General features: G+C 47.6%; 13 protein-coding genes, 15 tRNA genes, 3 rRNA genes and 1 pseudogene. 3 read left to right on the top strand and 29 right to left on the bottom strand.

Annotation, left to right across the window (positions count from 1 at the left end; all coding sequences use genetic code 11):
• Window positions 1–209 precede the first annotated feature (209 nt).
• The 4 genes from BSEL_RS06215 to BSEL_RS06200 are packed head-to-tail and all read right to left on the bottom strand — an operon-like array spanning window position 210 to window position 3,642.
• Window positions 210–491: a ferredoxin family protein gene (locus BSEL_RS06215; RefSeq protein WP_013172131.1), complete on the bottom strand. Its 282-nt coding sequence runs from the start codon at window positions 489–491 to the stop codon at window positions 210–212.
• 1 nt (window position 492) lies between these two features.
• Window positions 493–1,788, bottom strand: coding sequence for an FAD-dependent oxidoreductase (locus BSEL_RS06210; RefSeq protein ID WP_013172130.1), 1,296 nt, complete (start codon window positions 1,786–1,788; stop codon window positions 493–495).
• Entirely contained in the window at window positions 1,781–2,815 is a 1,035-nt protein-coding gene (locus BSEL_RS06205) for an electron transfer flavoprotein subunit alpha/FixB family protein (RefSeq protein ID WP_013172129.1), read from the bottom strand. Before BSEL_RS06205 ends, BSEL_RS06210 begins: the two co-directional genes overlap by 8 nt.
• Window positions 2,812–3,642: an electron transfer flavoprotein subunit beta/FixA family protein gene (locus tag BSEL_RS06200; protein ID WP_013172128.1), complete on the bottom strand. Its 831-nt coding sequence runs from the start codon at window positions 3,640–3,642 to the stop codon at window positions 2,812–2,814. Before BSEL_RS06200 ends, BSEL_RS06205 begins: the two co-directional genes overlap by 4 nt.
• A 596-nt stretch (window positions 3,643–4,238) precedes the next feature.
• On the opposite strand from BSEL_RS06200, the gene BSEL_RS06195 reads away from it, so the two are divergent.
• Complete coding sequence (locus BSEL_RS06195) at window positions 4,239–5,111, top strand: DUF6612 family protein (RefSeq protein ID WP_013172127.1); 873 nt, start codon at window positions 4,239–4,241, stop codon at window positions 5,109–5,111.
• 144 nt (window positions 5,112–5,255) lie between these two features.
• Here BSEL_RS06195 and BSEL_RS06190 read toward each other — a convergent pair.
• From BSEL_RS06190 to BSEL_RS06100, 19 genes are all read right to left on the bottom strand, one after another.
• A tRNA-Lys gene (locus BSEL_RS06190) sits at window positions 5,256–5,331 on the bottom strand.
• A gap of 7 nt (window positions 5,332–5,338) precedes the next feature.
• A tRNA-Glu gene (locus BSEL_RS06185) sits at window positions 5,339–5,413 on the bottom strand.
• A 21-nt stretch (window positions 5,414–5,434) separates the two neighbouring features.
• Window positions 5,435–5,509: transfer RNA gene (locus BSEL_RS06180), tRNA-Asn, on the bottom strand.
• A gap of 9 nt (window positions 5,510–5,518) precedes the next feature.
• A tRNA-Ile gene (locus BSEL_RS06175) sits at window positions 5,519–5,595 on the bottom strand.
• Window positions 5,596–5,606: 11 nt separating this feature from the next.
• A tRNA-Gly gene (locus tag BSEL_RS06170) sits at window positions 5,607–5,680 on the bottom strand.
• Between the two features lies 1 nt (window position 5,681).
• Window positions 5,682–5,758, bottom strand: a tRNA-Arg gene (locus tag BSEL_RS06165).
• 6 nt (window positions 5,759–5,764) lie between these two features.
• Window positions 5,765–5,839, bottom strand: a tRNA-Gly gene (locus BSEL_RS06160).
• Window positions 5,840–5,845: 6 nt separating this feature from the next.
• A tRNA-Gln gene (locus tag BSEL_RS06155) sits at window positions 5,846–5,920 on the bottom strand.
• A gap of 23 nt (window positions 5,921–5,943) precedes the next feature.
• A tRNA-His gene (locus BSEL_RS06150) sits at window positions 5,944–6,019 on the bottom strand.
• A 7-nt stretch (window positions 6,020–6,026) separates the two neighbouring features.
• A tRNA-Trp gene (locus BSEL_RS06145) sits at window positions 6,027–6,100 on the bottom strand.
• A 14-nt stretch (window positions 6,101–6,114) separates the two neighbouring features.
• A tRNA-Tyr gene (locus tag BSEL_RS06140) sits at window positions 6,115–6,199 on the bottom strand.
• A 24-nt stretch (window positions 6,200–6,223) separates the two neighbouring features.
• Window positions 6,224–6,299, bottom strand: a tRNA-Asp gene (locus tag BSEL_RS06135).
• A gap of 15 nt (window positions 6,300–6,314) precedes the next feature.
• Window positions 6,315–6,407, bottom strand: a tRNA-Ser gene (locus tag BSEL_RS06130).
• A gap of 9 nt (window positions 6,408–6,416) precedes the next feature.
• Window positions 6,417–6,493 (bottom strand) — tRNA-Met (locus BSEL_RS06125).
• Between the two features lie 31 nt (window positions 6,494–6,524).
• Window positions 6,525–6,600 (bottom strand) — tRNA-Ala (locus BSEL_RS06120).
• Between the two features lie 12 nt (window positions 6,601–6,612).
• Window positions 6,613–6,729, bottom strand: a 5S ribosomal RNA gene (gene rrf, locus BSEL_RS06115).
• A gap of 97 nt (window positions 6,730–6,826) precedes the next feature.
• Window positions 6,827–9,762, bottom strand: a 23S ribosomal RNA gene (locus BSEL_RS06110).
• A gap of 267 nt (window positions 9,763–10,029) precedes the next feature.
• Window positions 10,030–11,596 (bottom strand): 16S ribosomal RNA (locus BSEL_RS06105).
• The 16S, 23S and 5S rRNA genes sit together here with 15 tRNA genes alongside, the layout of an rRNA operon.
• Window positions 11,597–11,984: 388 nt before the next feature.
• Complete coding sequence (locus tag BSEL_RS06100; protein WP_013172126.1) at window positions 11,985–12,797, bottom strand: hypothetical protein; 813 nt, start codon at window positions 12,795–12,797, stop codon at window positions 11,985–11,987.
• A gap of 205 nt (window positions 12,798–13,002) precedes the next feature.
• Here BSEL_RS06100 and BSEL_RS06095 point away from each other — a divergent pair, with 205 nt between their 5' ends.
• The gene (locus tag BSEL_RS06095) at window positions 13,003–13,575 is read left to right on the top strand and encodes a biotin transporter BioY (RefSeq protein ID WP_013172125.1); all 573 of its coding nucleotides are present in this window, start codon (window positions 13,003–13,005) and stop codon (window positions 13,573–13,575) included.
• Between the two features lie 61 nt (window positions 13,576–13,636).
• Here the strand turns inward: BSEL_RS06095 and dctP are convergent, their stop codons facing one another.
• From dctP to BSEL_RS06080, 3 genes are all read right to left on the bottom strand, one after another.
• Window positions 13,637–14,722 (bottom strand): TRAP transporter substrate-binding protein DctP, encoded by a 1,086-nt coding sequence (dctP, locus tag BSEL_RS06090; protein ID WP_013172124.1) that lies wholly within the window; start codon window positions 14,720–14,722, stop codon window positions 13,637–13,639.
• A gap of 121 nt (window positions 14,723–14,843) precedes the next feature.
• Complete coding sequence (locus tag BSEL_RS06085; RefSeq protein ID WP_013172123.1) at window positions 14,844–16,118, bottom strand: TRAP transporter large permease; 1,275 nt, start codon at window positions 16,116–16,118, stop codon at window positions 14,844–14,846.
• Window positions 16,119–16,144: 26 nt separating this feature from the next.
• Window positions 16,145–16,690 (bottom strand): TRAP transporter small permease, encoded by a 546-nt coding sequence (locus BSEL_RS06080; protein ID WP_013172122.1) that lies wholly within the window; start codon window positions 16,688–16,690, stop codon window positions 16,145–16,147.
• A gap of 410 nt (window positions 16,691–17,100) precedes the next feature.
• Between BSEL_RS06080 and BSEL_RS06075 the strand changes: the two genes are divergently transcribed.
• On the top strand, window positions 17,101–17,577 hold the full coding sequence (locus tag BSEL_RS06075) for a divergent PAP2 family protein (protein WP_013172121.1): 477 nt from the start codon (window positions 17,101–17,103) through the stop codon (window positions 17,575–17,577).
• Window positions 17,578–17,655: 78 nt separating this feature from the next.
• On the opposite strand, the gene BSEL_RS06070 is transcribed toward BSEL_RS06075, so the two are convergent.
• The 3 genes and pseudogenes from BSEL_RS06070 to BSEL_RS06065 all read right to left on the bottom strand — a co-directional run bounded on the left by BSEL_RS06070 (window position 17,656) and on the right by BSEL_RS06065 (window position 19,931).
• Window positions 17,656–17,976: a YuiB family protein gene (locus BSEL_RS06070; protein ID WP_155522711.1), complete on the bottom strand. Its 321-nt coding sequence runs from the start codon at window positions 17,974–17,976 to the stop codon at window positions 17,656–17,658.
• A 136-nt stretch (window positions 17,977–18,112) separates the two neighbouring features.
• Entirely contained in the window at window positions 18,113–18,250 is a 138-nt protein-coding gene (locus BSEL_RS17855; protein ID WP_013172119.1) for a YuiA family protein, read from the bottom strand.
• A 471-nt stretch (window positions 18,251–18,721) separates the two neighbouring features.
• Window positions 18,722–19,931 (bottom strand): annotated as a pseudogene (locus tag BSEL_RS06065) (NAD(P)/FAD-dependent oxidoreductase).
• Window positions 19,932–19,947: the final 16 nt, after the last annotated feature.

Genomic DNA, 19,947 nt, shown 5'->3' with positions numbered 1-19,947 from the left:
TGTTTCCACCGGCTTTCGTCATTAAAATCGAAATTTTCGATCATTTCACCGGATTAAGTCTATCCTCTTTACAACAATGTCACTATGTTGTAAGATAACATCATTGAAATAGTGTTTACTAAGTACTTTGCCGTACAAACACAGATGCCGTTTTTCGGCATCAAAAAGACCTCGGATCACAATCATCCGAGGTCCCCTTTTTGTCACTTTTATGCGAGTCGGAACACGATGCCGTGTCCGCCTTTTGGATAATGCCATTCGATGTTGTCATGAGGACAGCCGATGCGGCAGCTTCCGCATTCGTGACAGCCTTCAAAACCGACAAACATCCGGTCTCCTTCCCACTTATACACTTCTGCCGGGCAGAAGATCGTGCAATCTTTTCCTGGACAGGATGTTGCACATACATCGTGGTCTTTAATAATCAGGTGTGATTGTGTGTCACAGTTAAATCGAAGCAAATACTGCTTATCTTCAAGAGTCTGTGCCATATTATTTCACCGCCTTCCATGCGCGATAGAGATCTTTCGCCAGTCCGGTTTTTCCCCGGCCTGCCGTGATTTTCGTTGCGATTTTCTTTTGTTTTTCCCACTTCGGTGTTCCATCGACAGTAAAGAATGAGCCCATAGCGTGATTGAGAAGCGGTACATATTCGCCGAGATACTGCGGGTTTTCTTCGAACGTGTGCGCAGCATGACGGTACTTCTTCAGATCTTTACCGATAAAACTGTCGTAAATATCAGTACGGTATGAATCAAGTGTCTTCTCGGAGAAGTCGCCAACCTCTTTCGCTTTCATAACCGTTTCTGCTGCCATCTTACCGGACGTCATCGCAAGGTTCGAGCCTTCCTGGTGAAGGGCGTTAACAAACTGTGCAGCATCACCAACAAGGATGACACCATTCCCGACCAATTTCGGTACGGAATCGAAACCGCCTTCCGGAATGAGGTGAGCGAGATACTCCTGTGATTCGCTGCCTTCAATCAAAGGCGCAATCATCGGATGTTCTTTGAGCTCGTCAAGAAGCTCATACGGCTTCATCTTACGTTTGATCATCTCGGAGAGAGTCGTGCCGACACCGATATTAATGCTGTCTTTGTTCGTGTAAAGGAACGATGTTCCGAGAGCCCCTTTGGTCGCTTCACCAAAGATTTCGATGGATACACCCTGATTTTCATTTACCTGGAAGCGTTCGTTAACCGTCTTTTTATCGAGCTTCAGTACTTCCATGACCGTCAATGCCACTTCGTTCGGTTTCCACTCGTTATGGAAGCCAAGCTGCTTGCCGAGCAGTGAGTTAACGCCGTCAGCGAGAATCACCACATCTGCATAAACATCTCCGTCAGGACGGTCTGTGCGGACCCCGACGACTTTGCCGTTCTCAACGATACATTCCGTAACGACTGTTTCATTAACCAGGAGTGCCCCCTGCTCCACAGCCTTGTCCGCGAACCATTTATCAAACTTCGAGCGAAGCACGGTAAACTTGTTGTAAGGCTCTTTGCCCCAGTCAAGTCCTTTGTAACTTGTCGTTACCATGGATTCTTTATCGAGGAACCAAAAACGCTGTTCGACAACCGGCCGCTCAAGTGGTGCTTCTTTCCAGAATTCAGGGATCACATCTTCCATCTGCTTACGATAGAGGATCCCACCCATGACGTTCTTCGAACCAGGAAATTCCCCACGTTCAATCAACAAAACATCCAGGCCATTTTTGGCTGCGGTGTAGGCCGCACTCGTGCCGGCCGGACCTGCACCCACCACGATCAGATCAAATTTCTCAGGCATTCGTCGTCACTCCTTTTTCTTGTTCTGCAAGAGCCTTCTTGAATTCTTCAGTCAGCATTGGAACGATTTCAAAGGCGTCACCGACGATGCCGTAATGTGCGGCATTGAAGATGGTTGCATCCGGATCATTATTAATCGCAATAATCAATTCGGAGTTCTGCATACCGACGACGTGCTGAACGGCTCCTGAGATTCCAATGGCTATATAGATTTTAGGTGTGACTGTTAATCCGGTCTGCCCTACCTGATACTCATGTCCGATAATGCCGGCTTCAACCACGTCACGGCTCGCACCGACTGTGGCATTCATGGCATCAGCAAGGTCTTTGACCATCTGGAAGCCCTTCTCATCCTTGATGCCTTTTCCGCCGGCAACAATGATTTCCGCTTCTTCAAGGTTTGCACCTTTTTTCGCTGCTTTCACGACCTCAACGACTTTTGTACGGAGGTCATCTTCTTTCATCTGTATCTTCTCTTCAATAACTTTTCCTTTTCTCGATGGATCCGGTTCAGGCTTTCTCATGACTTTTGGACGGACCGTCGCCATCTGCGGACGGTGCTTCTTACAGAGAATCGTTGCCATGATGTTCCCGCCAAATGCCGGACGGCTCGCTTCAAACAGACGCTTCTCGAGATCGATATCAAGCATCGTCGTGTCGGCTGTCAGACCAGTCATGACTTCTGTTGCTACAGCACTTGCGAGGTCTTTCCCGTTTGATGTGGCACCGTAAACAAAAATCTCCGGCTTGTATTTACGAACAAGATCCCCCACAGCCTTCATATACGTTTCTGAACGGTATTGCTTTAATACAGGATTATCAATAACATAGACGACATCAGCGCCATACTGGTATAAATCTTCAGCCTTGTCTTTGATGCCATCGCCGAGAAGCACGCCACACAGATTTACTTCAAGCTTGTCTGCAAGTTCGCGTCCTGCCCCGAGAAGCTCAAGACCCACGTCAAAAATCTCGCCGTCACGCTGTTCGATAAATACCCAGACATCTTTGTACTCTTCTATATTCATGCTTTCTCCCCGCCTTTCGCAGCAAACATTTCAGGCTTTTCAAGCAGTACGGAAACCACTCTCTTCACCTTGTCTTCTGCCGATCCTTCAACCATTTCAGCCCCTGAGCTCTTCTCCGGCGGCCACATACGGCCAACGATGGTTGGAGAGCCTTTGAGTCCGAGCTGCTTCATATCCACATCGTCCAAATCTTCAACGGTCCAGACCGTCGGTTTGTAACGTGCTGCACGCATCATGTTCGGAAGCGGTGAATAGGCAACTTCGTTAATCTCTTTTTCCACAGTCAACAGACACGGAAGCGTTGATTCAATGACTTCATGACCGTCTTCAATCTTTCGGTTCACTTGAATTTTTTTCTTCTCAGTATCCGCCTCTTCGATGCTGATAACATTGGTCAGCGGCGGGATCCCCATTCGTCTTGCAATTCCCGGTCCTACCTGACCTGTGTCACCGTCAATCGCGTGTTTGCCACAGAGAACAAGATCAACACCCTGTTCTTTTTCGAGCTTCTCAATGGCTTTAAAGAGGGCGTAGCTTGTTGCCAGCGTGTCTGCGCCTGCGAACTTTCGATCCGAAATCAGGTACCCTTCATCTGCCCCAATTTCCACACACTTTCGGATGGCGTTGGCTGCCTGTGGCGGTCCCATGGAAAGAACAATTACCTTTCCTCCGTGCTTTTCTTTCAATCGTACGGCTTCTTCCACTGCATGTGCATCATACGGATTCAAAATTGCCGGTGCACTGGAGCGGTCGAGCGTGTTTGTCTTTGGATTCACTTTAATGATCTTCGTGTCAGGAACTTGTTTAATACAAACAAGAATGTTCATCCTGAAGCCACCTCTTTCAGTTTTGGATTTACTGATACCTGGATACTCCCATTGACTGCAACTTCACATCCATCATCACCTGTTTTTCCCCTGAACAGGATCTTGCCACTTCATATTGTTCAATCGTTCACGAATGTGGTTACAAGAATGTCATGCAACGTCATTCCTGATGTTTATGTCGTGGGGTTTTGTTGCATGTGCGTTCATTTGTGAAGTCGATCTTTCCTGATTCAATTCGTTGTGCTTCCATTATTAACAGGTTATGATATGGGATATACCTCCTTTAGCGTAACATAATCAGCAGGACGTAAGTGATCCGCTTTCGAAACATAACAGGAAACAAATGATTGAAAGCGATACCTTAAGTTATTTATATCAAAAATCCCCCTTAGCAACAACCTCATTTTATCGATTTCACTAAAAAGTCAAACTTTTTATACTTTTTCGTATTAAAACTATTAAAACGCTTGCATTATTGTTATCCTAATACGACGGTCTTCAAGAGGATTCTCTGCAATGAAATTAAATTGGAACTTTTTTAAAATTTATCCGTAAATACATAAGAAAGAAAATCTTTTTTTGTTGGGGGAATTATAATGACAAATCACAGGATAACCGGTATTGGCTTCCTGTCTCTGACCGCACTGCTTACAGCCTGCGGAAATCAGTCCGAATCCGGGGAATCAGTCGAAGAGATTGTGAACCAGTCACAGGAAGCGATGCATGAGTTGGAATCATACGCTGTTGAAATGAATATGACGCAGCATATGGGCATGGGGGAAGACAGTGAAGACGCCATGGTCATTCATTCTGAGAGCTTCATGGATATCACACTTGATCCAATGACATTTAAGCAGGAAATGGTGATGGATCTGAGCGAAATGGGCGGTCTCGCGGGTAACGATGCTGATGAAACAGAGATGAGCTACCTTTCCTATTTCCATGAAGAAGACGGCCTCTTTGTCGAGGATCCTGCAATGGGAACCTGGATGAAATTCCCTGAATCATACTTGGATGACGTACTTGCCATGTCTGACATGCAAATGAATCCGCAAGAACAGCTCCAGTTCCTTGAACAGTATATGACGGAGCTATCCTTGGAAGAAGATGAAGATTATTATCACATCACACTCATCACTGAAGATATCCAGATGGAAGAGCTGATGGAAGCTCTGCAGGGACTTGACGCGGATGCTCCAGGTCTTGAAGGGATGGATGAGCTCTTTGGCATGATGGAGCTCAAAGAACTTGACTATTCGATTACGATTGCCAAAGACACTTATTATCAGACTGAAGGTACGATGAACATGATTATGGCGATGGATATGATGGGACAAAACATTACGACAGAACAAAAGACGCATATGATCATGTCACAGTTCAATGACATTGAGCCTGTCAACATCCCTCAGGACGTTCTTGACAATGCTGAAGAGATCGACGATATGCACGGCGTCCCTGGCATGTAGGTTGCCAAGCCAATGCAAATGAAGCACATTCTTAAAAAGAGATGGCCAAACGGTCATCTCCTTTTTTGTATCGTTAATCTTTAAGGGAACCGTGTATAACAAAAAAACTTCTTCATTAAATAACGAAGAAGTTTGACTGAGAAATGGTGAGCCATGAAGGACTCGAACCTTCGACCCTCTGATTAAAAGTCAGATGCTCTACCAACTGAGCTAATGGCTCTTATGAATGGTGACCCGTACGGGATTCGAACCCGTGTTACCGCCGTGAAAGGGCGGTGTCTTAACCACTTGACCAACGGGCCATTCTTTATAAGACAGAAATATGGCTCCACAGGTAGGATTCGAACCTACGACCGATCGGTTAACAGCCGATTGCTCTACCACTGAGCTACTGTGGAACAGTATTATGGTGGGCCTAAGTGGACTCGAACCACCGACCTCACGCTTATCAGGCGTGCGCTCTAACCAGCTGAGCTATAGGCCCCTGCAATAAAATGGAGCGGGTGATGGGAATCGAACCCACGACATCAGCTTGGAAGGCTGAGGTTTTACCACTAAACTACACCCGCATGGCGCGCCCTGAGGGATTCGAACCCCCGACCTTTTGATTCGTAGTCAAACACTCTATCCAGCTGAGCTAAGGGCGCATATTCTGGAGCGGGAAACGGGATTCGAACCCGCGACCCCCACCTTGGCAAGGTGGTGCTCTACCACTGAGCTATTCCCGCATAAAATGGCAGGGGTAGCAGGATTCGAACCTGCGGTACACGGGATCAAAACCCGATGCCTTACCGCTTGGCTATACCCCTATAAATTAAAAAGCAAAAAATCATGGGGCGGCTGATGGGAATCGAACCCACGAATGCCGGAATCACAATCCGGTGCGTTAACCACTTCGCCACAACCGCCTTAATATGGCAGGGGTAGCAGGAATCGAACCCGCATCAAAGGTTTTGGAGACCTTCGTTTTACCATTAAACTATACCCCTGTATGAAATAAAAATGGTGGAGGGGGAGGGATTCGAACCCCCGAACCCGTAGGGAGCGGATTTACAGTCCGCCGCGTTTAGCCACTTCGCTACCCCTCCACGGAATTACTATTAATGAAAAAATGGCGGTCCCGACCGGGATCGAACCGGCGATCTCCTGCGTGACAGGCAGGCATGTTAACCGCTACACCACGGGACCTTTTTAAAAAAATAATGGCGGAGGAGGAGGGATTCGAACCCCCGCGGGCGGTAAAGCCCCTGTCGGTTTTCAAGACCGATCCCTTCAGCCAGACTTGGGTACTCCTCCGAACAAATATGGTAGCGGCGGAGGGGATCGAACCCCCGACCTCACGGGTATGAACCGTACGCTCTAGCCAGCTGAGCTACACCGCCATATTATAAAACATAAAGATAAACTTGTAAATGGTGGAGCCTAGCGGGATCGAACCGCTGACCTCCTGCGTGCAAAGCAGGCGCTCTCCCAGCTGAGCTAAGGCCCCTTAAAACAATTAGCCTGGCGACGTCCTACTTTCACAGGGGGACAGCCCCCAACTATCATCGGCGCTGAAGAGCTTAACTTCCGTGTTCGGCATGGGAACGGGTGTGACCTCTTCGCTGTCGCCACCAGACTATGAAATTGAGTGTAACCACTCAAAACTGAATAACGCATATGACGGGATCATGAATCCGTGTCTGTCCTTCGTGTTAACAAACTTCGCTTAACTCTTGGTTAAGCCCTCGATCGATTAGTATCACTCAGCTCCACATATCGCTATGCTTCCACACGTGACCTATCTACCTCATCGTCTCTGAGGGATCTTACTCACCGAAGTGATGGGAAATCTCATCTTGAGGGGGGCTTCATGCTTAGATGCTTTCAGCATTTATCCCGTCCACACGTAGCTACCCAGCGATGCTCCTGGCGGAACAACTGGTACACCAGCGGTGTGTCCATCCCGGTCCTCTCGTACTAAGGACAGCTCCTCTCAAATTTCCTACGCCCGCGACGGATAGGGACCGAACTGTCTCACGACGTTCTGAACCCAGCTCGCGTGCCGCTTTAATGGGCGAACAGCCCAACCCTTGGGACCTACTTCAGCCCCAGGATGCGACGAGCCGACATCGAGGTGCCAAACCTCCCCGTCGATGTGGACTCTTGGGAGAGATTAGCCTGTTATCCCCAGGGTAGCTTTTATCCGTTGAGCGACGGCCCTTCCATACGGTGCCGCCGGATCACTAAGCCCGACTTTCGTCCCTGCTCGACCTGTATGTCTCGCAGTCAAGCTCCCTTATGCCTTTGCACTCTGCGAATGATTTCCAACCATTCTGAGGGAACCTTTGGGCGCCTCCGTTACTCTTTAGGAGGCGACCGCCCCAGTCAAACTGCCCACCAGACACTGTCCCTGAACCGGATCACGGTTCGAGGTTAGAATTTCAGTACAGCAAGGGTAGTATCCCACCAATGCCTCCACCGAAGCTGGCGCTCCGGTTTCCAAGGCTCCTACCTATCCTGTACAAGCTGTACCAAAATCCAATATCAAGCTGCAGTAAAGCTCCATGGGGTCTTTCCGTCCTGTCGCGGGTAACCTGCATCTTCACAGGTAATATAATTTCACCGGGTCTCTCGTTGAGACAGTGCCCAAATCGTTGCACCTTTCGTGCGGGTCGGAACTTACCCGACAAGGAATTTCGCTACCTTAGGACCGTTATAGTTACGGCCGCCGTTTACTGGGGCTTCAATTCAGAGCTTCTCCCGAAGGATAACCCCACCTCTTAACCTTCCAGCACCGGGCAGGTGTCAGCCCCTATACTTCGCCTTGCGGCTTCGCAGAGACCTGTGTTTTTGATAAACAGTCGTTTGGGCCTATTCACTGCGGCTCCCCCAGGCTGTTCACCCTGGGGAGCACTCCTTCTCCCGAAGTTACGGAGTCATTTTGCCGAGTTCCTTAACGAGAGTTCTCCCGCGCGTCTTAGAATTCTCTTCCCGCCTACCTGTGTCGGTTTGCGGTACGGGCACCTGTTTCCTCGCTAGAGGCTTTTCTTGGCAGTGTAGAATCAGGAACTTCGCTACTGTAATTTCACTCGCGATCACAGCTCAACCTTACGGTTACGGGATTTGCCTCGTAACCAGCCTCACTGCTTCGACGCACACGACCAGCGGTGCGCTTACCCTATCTTCCTGCGTCCCCCCATTGCTCAAATGGAAACGTGGTGGTACAGGAATATCAACCTGTTTGCCATCGCCTACGCTTTTCAGCCTCGGCTTAGGACCCGACTAACCCTGAGCGGACGAGCCTTCCTCAGGAAACCTTAGGCTTTCGACGGAGGGGATTCCCACCCCTCTTTTCGCTACTCATACCGGCATTCTCACTTCCAGACGCTCCACATGTCCTTCCGGTCATGCTTCGCAGCCTCTGGAACGCTCCCCTACCCCGAACACCTTGCGGTGTTCAGCCATAGCTTCGGTGATACGTTTAGCCCCGGTACATTTTCGGCGCAGAGTCACTCGACCAGTGAGCTATTACGCACTCTTTCAATGATGGCTGCTTCTAAGCCAACATCCTGGTTGTCTAAGCAACTCCACATCCTTTTCCACTTAACGTATACTTGGGGACCTTAGCTGATGGTCTGGGCTGTTTCCCTCTTGACTACGGATCTTAGCACTCGCAGTCTGACTCCCGAGGATAAGTATTTGGCATTCGGAGTTTGACTGAATTCGGTAATCCTGTGGGGACCCCTAGTCCAATCAGTGCTCTACCTCCAATACTCTTCCCTCGAGGCTAGCCCTAAAGCTATTTCGGGGAGAACCAGCTATCTCCAGGTTCGATTGGCATTTCACCCCTACCCACACCTCATCCCCGCACTTTTCAACGTGCGTGGGTTCGGGCCTCCATTCAGTGTTACCTGAACTTCACCCTGGACATGGGTAGATCACCTGGTTTCGGGTCTGCAACCACGTACTTATTCGCCCTGTTCAGACTCGCTTTCGCTGCGGCTCCGCCTCTTCAGCTTAACCTTGCACGTGATCACAACTCGCCGGTTCATTCTACAAAAGGCACGCTGTCACCCATTAACGGGCTCCAACTACTTGTAGGCACACGGTTTCAAGATCTGTTTCACTCCCCTCCCGGGGTGCTTTTCACCTTTCCCTCACGGTACTGGTTCACTATCGGTCACTAGGAAGTATTTAGCCTTGGGAGATGGTCCTCCCGGATTCCGACGGGGTTTCACGTGTCCCGCCGTACTCAGGATCCACTCCGGAGGAGAGGGCGTTTCGGCTACAGGGCTGTTACCTTGTCCCGCGGGCCTTTCCAGGCCGCTTCACCTACGCTCTCTCTTTGTAACTCCAATGGAGTGTCCTACAACCCCGAAAGGCAAGCCTTTCGGTTTGGGCTGATTCCGTTTCGCTCGCCGCTACTCAGGAAATCGCATTTGCTTTCTCTTCCTCCGGGTACTAAGATGTTTCAGTTCCCCGGGTCTGCCTTCCATTACCCTATGGATTCAGGTATGGATCCCATCCCATTACGGATGGTGGGTTCCCCCATTCGGAAATCTCCGGATCAACGCTTACTTACAGCTCCCCGAAGCATATCGGTGTTCGTCCCGTCCTTCATCGGCTCCTAGTGCCAAGGTATCCACCGTGCGCCCTTTCTTGCTTAACCATTTTCCGCCTTGCGACGGACTTTCTTTTGGCGTCGTTTTAACCTTAACGTTTGAATTCAAGACACTCGGTTCCTCTCTATCTGAATAGGTTTCAAATAGTTGATTCACCGGTGATTCATGATGTTTCGTCATTTCGTTATTCAGTTTTCAAAGGTCACAAAAACCTGAAGAGTGTTTAACCCTTCAAAACTAAACAAAAAACCAGAGGCAAAAGTAAAAAGGTTGAGCTTATCTGAAAACCGGAGGTTTCCAGCAAGTCTCCTTAGAAAGGAGGTGATCCATCCGCACCTTCCGGTACGGATACCTTGTTACGACTTCACCCCAATCATCTGTCCCACCTTCGGCGGCTGGCTCCAAAAGGTTACCTCACCGACTTCGGGTGTTACAAACTCTCGTGGTGTGACGGGCGGTGTGTACAAGGCCCGGGAACGTATTCACCGCGGCATGCTGATCCGCGATTACTAGCAATTCCGGCTTCATGCAGGCGAGTTGCAGCCTGCAATCCGAACTGAGAATGGCTTTATGGGATTGGCTTCACCTCGCGGCTTCGCAACCCATTGTACCATCCATTGTAGCACGTGTGTAGCCCAGGTCATAAGGGGCATGATGATTTGACGTCATCCCCACCTTCCTCCGGTTTATCACCGGCAGTCACCTTAGAGTGCCCAACTGAATGCTGGCAACTAAGATCAGGGGTTGCGCTCGTTGCGGGACTTAACCCAACATCTCACGACACGAGCTGACGACAACCATGCACCACCTGTCACTCTGTCCCCCGAAGGGGAAAGTCCAGTCTCCTGGATGTTCAGAGGATGTCAAGACCTGGTAAGGTTCTTCGCGTTGCTTCGAATTAAACCACATGCTCCACTGCTTGTGCGGGCCCCCGTCAATTCCTTTGAGTTTCAGCCTTGCGGCCGTACTCCCCAGGCGGAGTGCTTAATGTGTTAACTTCGGCACTAAGGGTATCGAAACCCCTAACACCTAGCACTCATCGTTTACGGCGTGGACTACCAGGGTATCTAATCCTGTTTGCTCCCCACGCTTTCGCGCCTCAGCGTCAGTTGTAAGCCAGAAAGTCGCCTTCGCCACTGGTGTTCCTCCACATATCTACGCATTTCACCGCTACACGTGGAATTCCACTTTCCTCTCTTACACTCAAGTCTCCCAGTTTCCAATGACCCTCCACGGTTGAGCCGTGGGCTTTCACATCAGACTTAAGAGACCGCCTGCGCGCGCTTTACGCCCAATAATTCCGGACAACGCTTGCCCCCTACGTATTACCGCGGCTGCTGGCACGTAGTTAGCCGGGGCTTTCTCGTGAGGTACCGTCAAGGTGCCGCCTTATTCAAACGGCACTTGTTCTTCCCTCATAACAGAACTTTACGATCCGAGAACCTTCATCGTTCACGCGGCATTGCACCGTCAGGCTTTCGCCCATTGCGGATGATTCCCTACTGCTGCCTCCCGTAGGAGTCTGGGCCGTGTCTCAGTCCCAGTGTGGCCGATCACCCTCTCAGGTCGGCTACGCATCGTCGCCTTGGTGAGCCCTTACCTCACCAACTAGCTAATGCGCCGCGGGCCCATCCTGCAGTGAGAGGACGAATCCCCTCTTTTACATCGGCACCATGCGGTGCCAATGGTCATCCGGTATTAGCCTCATTTTCACGAGGTTGTCCCGGTCTGCAGGGCAGGTTGCCCACGTGTTACTCACCCGTCCGCCGCTCATTCTACTTCCGTCCACCCGAAGGCTTCAGAAAGCTTCCTGCGCTCGACTTGCATGTATTAGGCATGCCGCCAGCGTTCGTCCTGAGCCAGGATCAAACTCTCCAATAAAGTTGAGTTTGATGCGCTAGCATCATACCAGTATCGATGAAAACACTGGATTTTAATTGACGGGATATCTTATTCATATATCCCACTTTTTTTGCTTGGTTTTTGTTTAGTTTTCAAAGGTCAACATCTTGCGTCGCTGTTTTGGCGACTTTTAAATCATATCACTTCGTCTCAGTTCATGTCAACAATATTTCAAAATAATTTTTCGGTCAATATCGTCGATACTTTTCCTGAGCCGGCCACTCGTTTTGGCGACAAGTAGTAATATACCAAATTCAAAATAAAGATGCAACATCATTTCATAAAAATTTTAATCTTTTTTTCATTTCCGCAAATAAAAAAAGAAGAGGCATTATCCTCTCCTTTCATTGCATCATGTTTGCAGCGATTATCCGATTGGCAACGGATCAACTTCAAACGCATCTGAAATGTCGTCTGAATAAAAATCAAACACGAGCCGACCTGATTTTTGTATGGACTGACCACTCTTCATTGATATGGACTGATACGTTTTATGAGCAGTCGGTTGTCTCTGTCCAAAGACTCGATCCTTCCCTTCTCCAATGAGAATTCGAAGTGACAGCTCCCGCTTACAACCAAGTTCAAGCAGCGGAATCATCAAGATCGAGCGAAACTGCTGAATTTTCTTTTCCTTCATCTCATCATGAGGAAAGTAGTGCCCTGCACGGTTCGCAGACTCTATCTCTTCATAAACGGCTTGGCATTCAGCTGACGATAAGCCCGTCCACCGTTCCACCTCATCCTGATCGATCATTTTGATCATCTCTTTATACGGTGTATACATGTTGCTTGTAGAGAAACACTGTTCTCCTTCGCATGTATTGTTCTTTATCTGCCTTTGTATATATCCGTTTGCTAGCCATGCGTGGCTGTCTTTCGCAATAAGATGAACATTCACAGCTTCAGGCAAGGGCAAAATCCGATCTGAAAGGACCGTTACCGCTTTCCCCTCCCTCAGCCATCTTTGCGCCATGCGATTAATCCGCTGTCCCCGTCCCTCTTCAAAATGCCAAATAAACACATGCTCAACATGTTGAAAATCTGAAACAGGTACTCTTCGGTTCAGCGTCATATCAACAATCTGCGCAAGCCCAACAGTCTCCCCGGTTCCCGCTTGCACCGGTGCCCCTGTATAAAATGCTCCATTAGGAAGTTCCTGTACGGGCTGATTCATAAACATTACGCTTTCCCCCTCATCTTATGCTCATCAGATCACATATCGTGATTATATCGTACCACATCAGGAGCTGAAGATTCGGACGAAAAATGAACGCTTCGTGAAACTTTTAGTCAACCATTATTATAAATAGGTTGACTACATCGTTTCTATTGGCTATATTTTGAGTGACAAAGTCATCTAGACATACATAAGGGGCGTGAAGCATTTGACAAACAAAACATCCATGATCGTTTACTCCGGTGTGATGATTGCATTAATGGCCATTACCGCTAATATCGGTCTCTTCGCAACCATCGGACCTGTACCATTGACACTTCAAACGGGGACCGCCGTCCTTGCAGGAATGATACTCGGTCCTTATTACGGCACCCTAGCCATGATCGGCTATCTGCTTCTCGGCCTTTTTGGCGTCCCTGTTTTTGCGGGCTTTTCCAGCGGACAGGCTTTTCTTTCCCCTACAGCCGGTTTCTTATTGACGTTCCCCCTGGTCGCCTGTATTACCGGCTTTTTCAGTAAAGAAAAAGCTTCTGTCAGCTCCCTGTTCCTCATCGCTTTTTCGGCATTATTGGTCCATTATCTGAGTGGGATTGTCTATCTGTACGGATACACCTCCTTCATTATTGGTGACGGCATGACTTTAACAGCCGCAGCATCCTTAATGATTCCGTTCTTCCTGAAAGATGTGGGGGTTATTCTGCTGAGTGTCATCCTCGCGATCAGACTGAGGAAAACATCCATGTTTAAACAAGTATATGATAAACGTCGCGTCGCAGGATGAATTGAAACAGCAACCATGCAAAAAAGGACCCCGCAGGGTCCTTTTTTTACTACTGAAACCTTTATTCCATCATTTCTTCCATTTCATCGAGCAACGTATCGAGAATTTCTGCGGCATCGTCACCTTCATTTTCACGATAGAAGTCACGGACCGGAATCGCTCGCTCACGGAACATTTCACGCTCTTCTTCAGTCAGCTCATAAACTTCGGTCGGTGTGTCTGTCGCTTCTTCTATTCGATCAAGTGCACCTTCGTTCTGTTCTTCCTGAATCTCAAATGCACGGTCACGCATCTGTTCTACAGCTTCATCAACAATGGCACGTGTTGCATCGTCCAGACCGTTATAGAATTCGGTGTTGACCGTTGTCATTGTGACATACATATTATGATTTGAAATGGTCAGATGATCCTGGACTTCATGGAAGTTCGCATCTTCAATGAAGAAAAGCGGGTTTTCCTGTCCTTCAACCTGTCCCTGCTGCAGACCAGTGTAAAGCTCGCCCCAGCTCATCGCTGTCGGGTTTGCATCGTATGCTTCATAAGAACGCAAGATCAGCGGAGATTCCTGCGTACGCATCTGGAATCCGTCAAAGTCTTCCGGAGTACGAAGCGGTGAATTCCCTGTCCACTGCATGGCACCCTCTGTCCAGAATGCAAGAGGCGTGATGCTGTGTTCTTCATACTTATCACGAAGCGTCGAGTTGATCGCTTCAGATTCATCTAAAATGTCCTGCGCAAGACGAAGATCATCCGGGAACAGGAACTGCAGGGCAAACAAGTTTCCTTCAGGTACCAGTGTACCTGTAAACCCTGGTGAAATGACGGCGAATTCAATAATATTCGTGGAAAGCTGTTCTACCTGGTCCACTTCACTTCCGAGTTCACCAAAACCGTAAACATCGAGTGTAATTTGACCATCAGACAACTCATTGAGTGTATCCGCAAATTCCTCGGCATACACCATCTGAACCTGACCTTCTGTTTCTTCCGTTACCATGCGCCACTCTTGCGGCTCAAGATCATCTGCGGAAACATCGTCTGGATCCACGTTTTCTCCTGCACTGTTATTATTGTCGTCTCCACCGCACGCGGCAAGTACAACACCTAATGACAATGCTGTCGTTAAAAGACCTGCTTTTTTCAACATTTGTGAATTACCCCCAAAATTTTTTTGGTACAGATAAACAACGCCGGTATTTTCCGGTCCATGATGCGAAATGTTTATCTGTTCCTATTTTATTATAAAGAGACAAAGCATTATTCCCGGTTTAGAAAATCCAAAGCAGGAACAATGAAATCTCTTCAAATAACACAACCAGTACACCTACAATCAACAACATAACGATAAATGGCGGTGTCCCCCTGATAACATCCAGATAGGACCTGTTGAACACCGCTGATGCAGTGAAGATATCGACTCCAAATGGTGGAGTCGCAGACCCGAGAGCAGCCTGAAATGTAATAACGACTCCGAGATGAACCGGATCAATGCCTGCATCAAATGCAATCGGGTAAAAAATCGGCGTCAAAATCAAAATGACAACTATCGGATCGACAAACATACATCCGATAAAAAAGAACAGGGCTACAATAAAGAGAATATAAAGCGCTGACGGATCTGCACCCAAAACCGCATCCGTCATTTGACGCGGGATACGCGCAAAAGAAATAACCCAGGAGAATGCCTGTCCGCCTGCGACAAGAACAAAGACCGCAGATGTCACAATCCCTGAAGAAAGAGCCACTTTCGGCAAATCAAAAATGCGGATCGTCTTCCAGACAAACACTTCCAAAATCATTGCGTAAAGGACAGATACCCCTGCTGCTTCCGTCGGTGTAAAGATCCCACCGTAAATCCCGTAAATGATAATGACAGGAAAACCTAAAGGCAGAAGTGCTTTCATCGTTACTTTGCCCCTATCACGCCAGGGCAATTTGTCACCGAGTGGGATATTATGAATTTTCGCATAAAACCATGAATAAGTAGCAAAGAAAAAGAAGATCAATAATCCGGGGCCGATACCTGCGATAAACAGATCCCCGACAGATGTTCCGGTTACAAGCGCATAGATGATCATGCCGATACTCGGCGGAATCAGCAACGCAACATCAGAAGAGTTAATGATCAATGCAATTGCATGTGAATCCTTGTATCCGACTTTCAAAAGCCGTTCTCTCATCGGTTTACCAATGGCAACAACCGTTGCCTGTGTCGACCCCGAAATCGAACCGAACAGTGTACACGCCGCGGCCGTCGTAATGGCATAACCGCCACGCATATGTCCGACAAACGCCCCGACAAAATCCAGAAGCCGTCTCGATGTTCTTCCTGTCGTCATAATGTCCGCTGCAAAGATAAACAGCGGAACAGCGAGGAGAACATAGGAGGAGATCCCTTCCACCATTTGCTGAACCATAATGGTCGGATCTAACCCGTCCATAAAAAAGAACAGAATTACGAGCGGACCCACGATCAGCGGAATCATCATCGGCAAGCCAAGTATTAACAGAAAAACCATGATTGCCAGCATAGTCCAAGCCATAGTGAATTCCTCTCATTTTCTATAGTTTATTGTTCATCGTAATCTTTCTTCTCTTGTGCCAGATAGACTTCATCGTGTTTAATATTCACCCAGCTGTTCCGGATAAACTGAAGTCCCCCCAGGAACATGCCGATTGGCAGGGCCACAACCATAATCCAGAATGGAAATTCAAGGGCTGCGGTCGTCCTCCCTGAAACAAAAACACTATGCGTATATAATACGGCATAATAGGACATGATAAACAGAATGGAAGCTGTGATCAATGGATTAACAATCGCCAAAACTTTTTTCAAACGCTTCGGAGAAAGATCAAAAAATGCAGACATGCTGATATGTCGTCCTTTACGTGCTGCATAGCTGATACCCATAAACGTTGCAACGATGATCGCTAATCGACTGATCTCAGCAGCAAAGTGCCAGCTCTGACCAGTGATGGTTCTGTAAATTACATTACCTGCAGTCATTGCGGTAATGATGAGGATCGACCAGCTCAGGATGATTTTTTCCAACGTATGAAGGCCTGCATCCAGTGCTTTGACGATTCGGATAAACTTGTTTTGTGAGCTGCTCAACTGCGGTTCACTCCTTCCCGTGTCTTCTGAAACCGTGTCCCGACGGAGTCACGGAGAGCCACTATTAAATCATACCGGAGAATACAACGCTTCACAAAACCCAAATAAACCGGTATGCAATCATTATTCCCGAAAAATAACGGCCTGCATGAAATGTCGGGAAGCTTTTAATAAATCCTTGCATCACCTCCGGATAATGACTGTATCCGTGGAAAACCAATGCTTTTTAGTTAATTACCCGTATGAAATTCACCTAAACCTCTTTTTGATTCGTCGAAAACCGAACGATCGAAAGTTAAACCCATAAAACCCTCAAAAATTATCGAAAATAATGGTTCGTTTCAGGATGAAACAGGGTATGTTATAATAGGATTCCGAACAGAAACTCTGTACATGAAAGGATCATCATAATGGAGATCTTTACAAATTTCCCGCTCTGGGCAGGTCTCTTCGCCATTGGTTTTGCCCAATTTGTCAAAGTGCCGCTTGAATTCATCGCAACCCGAAAATTTAATTGGGGGCTTTTAACCAGTACTGGCGGGATGCCGAGTTCTCATTCCGCTGCGGTTACTGCGCTTGCGACGGCTCTTGGTCTTGAACAGGGATTTGATTCCCCGTTTTTCGCCACAGCTGTTATCTTCGGTGTGATCGTGATGTTCGATGCGTCTGGTGTACGAAGACATGCGGGCGAACAGGCGACGGTGATCAATCAGCTCGTTATGGACTTTAATAAAATCGTATCTGAAGTCAAGAACTGGCCGGAAAAAGAAGAAAAAGAGAAGCGCAAGGAGCTGAAAGAACTGCTCGGCCATCAACCCATTGAAGTCTTCTTCGGTGGCCTTACCGGTATCTTGCTTTCGATATTCATCTTTTTTGTGATTCTTTAAATCAGGTATGAAAGTCAGGCATACTCAATAAAAAGGCGGCGGTTCTCTGTCTGAGATCCGCCGCCTTTTTCAGCTTGATTAAAACATCTGATACCCTCTGTTTCTGAGCATTCTGATCACCACTCCAGCGAGCAGTGCACCAACCATGCCGGATGAGAGAATAATCATATCTGCCAAAGGCAGATTCACCAGACTGCTGCCTAAGTCAGAAAACGCATCACCTGGCGAACTGAAGTAGGCACCGATCCCCTGATTGTCCACCATGAACAGCACCACCACTGGATAGATCACAGCCATTACCCAGCTGGCTCTGAGGAGCATGTTTAAAATAAACCCAATCCCGAAAAACAAAACAAAATAAAGCAAGATCGCAATAATCATTTGCGGTATACTCAGCACATCAGCACCCCCATTTATCCAATCACAATTGTACTCAATGGACAAGGGCAGGTCAACGACTTCACCTCCTGATGCAGTTTTTTATCGAAACAAGAAAAACCTGTCCCCCAATTCAGGGGGACAGGGGACCGATCGATTAAGATGCTTGTCTCTTTTCACCTGTACCGTGACAATCCGGACAGGTTTCTGTAACCGTCAACGGAGGCTGATGGTACCCTTTTCCCTCACAGTATGGGCACTCACCCTGCTCAAGTTTCTTATCATGCAATCCCATGTTCATACCTCCTGATTAAATTTTCAGATATTTCTGATAATATACCAGAAATCGAATCCCTTGAAAAGCCTCCACCCTCCACAATAACGTTCATGTAAGCGTAATCATATCTGTTTTTCATCGAAATAATCTGTTTTTCTCACGATTTATCACTTTTTCAATATGTGAAGAAAACGTGGCTTGTCGCCAGCTTTCACGGTGAAATGCCCAGTTGTCCTTATGCTTTTTTTCATTTTGGCAAGACTATGTTAAAGTTCATTGCTGTTTTCACTCGCTTACCGCGGGCTTGCCTCAGCTGACTTTCGCTATGCGAAAGTGGATCTTCGATCTACGCTTTTCCCGCAGGTGTCGCCACCTGTCGCTCATTCAAACTGTAAATATCAACAACAGGCTTTAACAGATCCTTCTGCAAAGGTACATTTTTTTAAAGTACAATTAAACCCCGTCTGCAAATAGCAGACGGGGAATGATTTAAAACAGATTCAATTTCCCTTTTTTGAGCACCAGCGGCATACCTCCAAGGAGATAGAGATAGCGGTTGTCGATGATTTTTTTCATCGCTGAAGCTGAATTCCCATAGAGTTTACGGTCTCCAACAACACCGATTGCCTCTTTACCGCCAAGAGATGCAACGGTTCCTTTAATATCAGGCTTAAATTCTTCAAGATTTGTTTCGCCTTTAATCAGTTTTTTGAGATTGTTTGACAAAGGTATACGCCTGCTGAATGGCAATTTTCGCAGTTGGCGGATAAGGACGGTTAATTTCTTCGTTAATAATCAGTGCACAGTCACCCAAAATAAAGATATCCTCATTGTCCGGAGCTCTCATATCTTTGTTGACTTTCACACGGCCCCGCATATTTTCAAAACCGCTCTCTTCGATGACAGAGTTCCCTCGTACACCTGTTGTCCAGACAATCGTGCGGGAATGAATTTCTTCTCCGCCTTCAAGTATGACCTTGCCTTCCTGGACTTCTTTGATCGGTGTCGAGATCTTGAAATCCACGCCACGGCTTTCCAAGAGATTCATAGCATACTCCACAAGCTCTTCATCAAAGCCCGGCAGTGCAGACGGGGCCGCTTCCACGGAATACACTTTCACTTTATCTCTCGCAATATCATACTCATCACAAAGCTCCGGAATTCGTTCAGATAACTCGCCGACGAATTCAATACCCGTAAATCCGGCACCAGCCACAACGAATGTCAGTAAATCTTCCGGTTTCTCATCTTGGCGGTTGTAGTTTGCGAACATATACTCAATATGTTCGCGAATCAGACGGACGGAATTGACACTGCGAATGGAAAACGCATGCTGACTCACTCCTGGAATACCGAAGGTCTCCGGCTCAGAGCCAAGACCGAGTACCAGATAGTCGTAGTCAAGTTCACCAGAATCAAGAAAGACCTTTTTGTTCTCGCGGTCAATCTTCTTCACACCATCTTTAATGAATTGAATCTTATTCGTATCAATGACATCACTGATTTTCATCCGGGTCCGGTCATGATGAAGTGTTCCGGCCGCAGGTTCATGAAGCCATGTCGTCTGATAGTGATAATTGTGTTTGTTAACGAGAACGATCTCTGCTTCCTGATGCATATTTGCTTTTTGCAGACGTGAAGCGGTCATCATACCGCCATAGCCGGCACCGAGAATCACGACTTTTGGTTTTTGATTCATTACACTCACTCCATTA

The sequence above is a fragment of the [Bacillus] selenitireducens MLS10 genome (assembly GCF_000093085.1).
In the GTDB taxonomy this organism is placed as follows: Bacteria; Bacillota; Bacilli; order Bacillales; family Salisediminibacteriaceae; genus Salisediminibacterium; species Salisediminibacterium selenitireducens.
This window is presented reverse-complemented; position numbering and strand designations above follow the sequence as displayed.

What these genes read in the sequence shown, in the direction of transcription:
- BSEL_RS06215 (WP_013172131.1), bottom strand. Translation starts at nt 491, where the DNA reads ATGGCACAGACTCTTGAAGATAAGCAGTATTTGCTTCGATTTAACTGT.
- BSEL_RS06210 (WP_013172130.1), bottom strand. Translation starts at nt 1,788, where the DNA reads ATGCCTGAGAAATTTGATCTGATCGTGGTGGGTGCAGGTCCGGCCGGC.
- BSEL_RS06205 (WP_013172129.1), bottom strand. Translation starts at nt 2,815, where the DNA reads ATGAATATAGAAGAGTACAAAGATGTCTGGGTATTTATCGAACAGCGT.
- BSEL_RS06200 (WP_013172128.1), bottom strand. Translation starts at nt 3,642, where the DNA reads ATGAACATTCTTGTTTGTATTAAACAAGTTCCTGACACGAAGATCATT.
- BSEL_RS06195 (WP_013172127.1), top strand. Translation starts at nt 4,239, where the DNA reads ATGACAAATCACAGGATAACCGGTATTGGCTTCCTGTCTCTGACCGCA.
- BSEL_RS06100 (WP_013172126.1), bottom strand. Translation starts at nt 12,797, where the DNA reads ATGTTTATGAATCAGCCCGTACAGGAACTTCCTAATGGAGCATTTTAT.
- dctP (WP_013172124.1), bottom strand. Translation starts at nt 14,722, where the DNA reads ATGTTGAAAAAAGCAGGTCTTTTAACGACAGCATTGTCATTAGGTGTT.
- BSEL_RS06085 (WP_013172123.1), bottom strand. Translation starts at nt 16,118, where the DNA reads ATGGCTTGGACTATGCTGGCAATCATGGTTTTTCTGTTAATACTTGGC.
- BSEL_RS06075 (WP_013172121.1), top strand. Translation starts at nt 17,101, where the DNA reads ATGGAGATCTTTACAAATTTCCCGCTCTGGGCAGGTCTCTTCGCCATT.
- BSEL_RS17855 (WP_013172119.1), bottom strand. Translation starts at nt 18,250, where the DNA reads ATGGGATTGCATGATAAGAAACTTGAGCAGGGTGAGTGCCCATACTGT.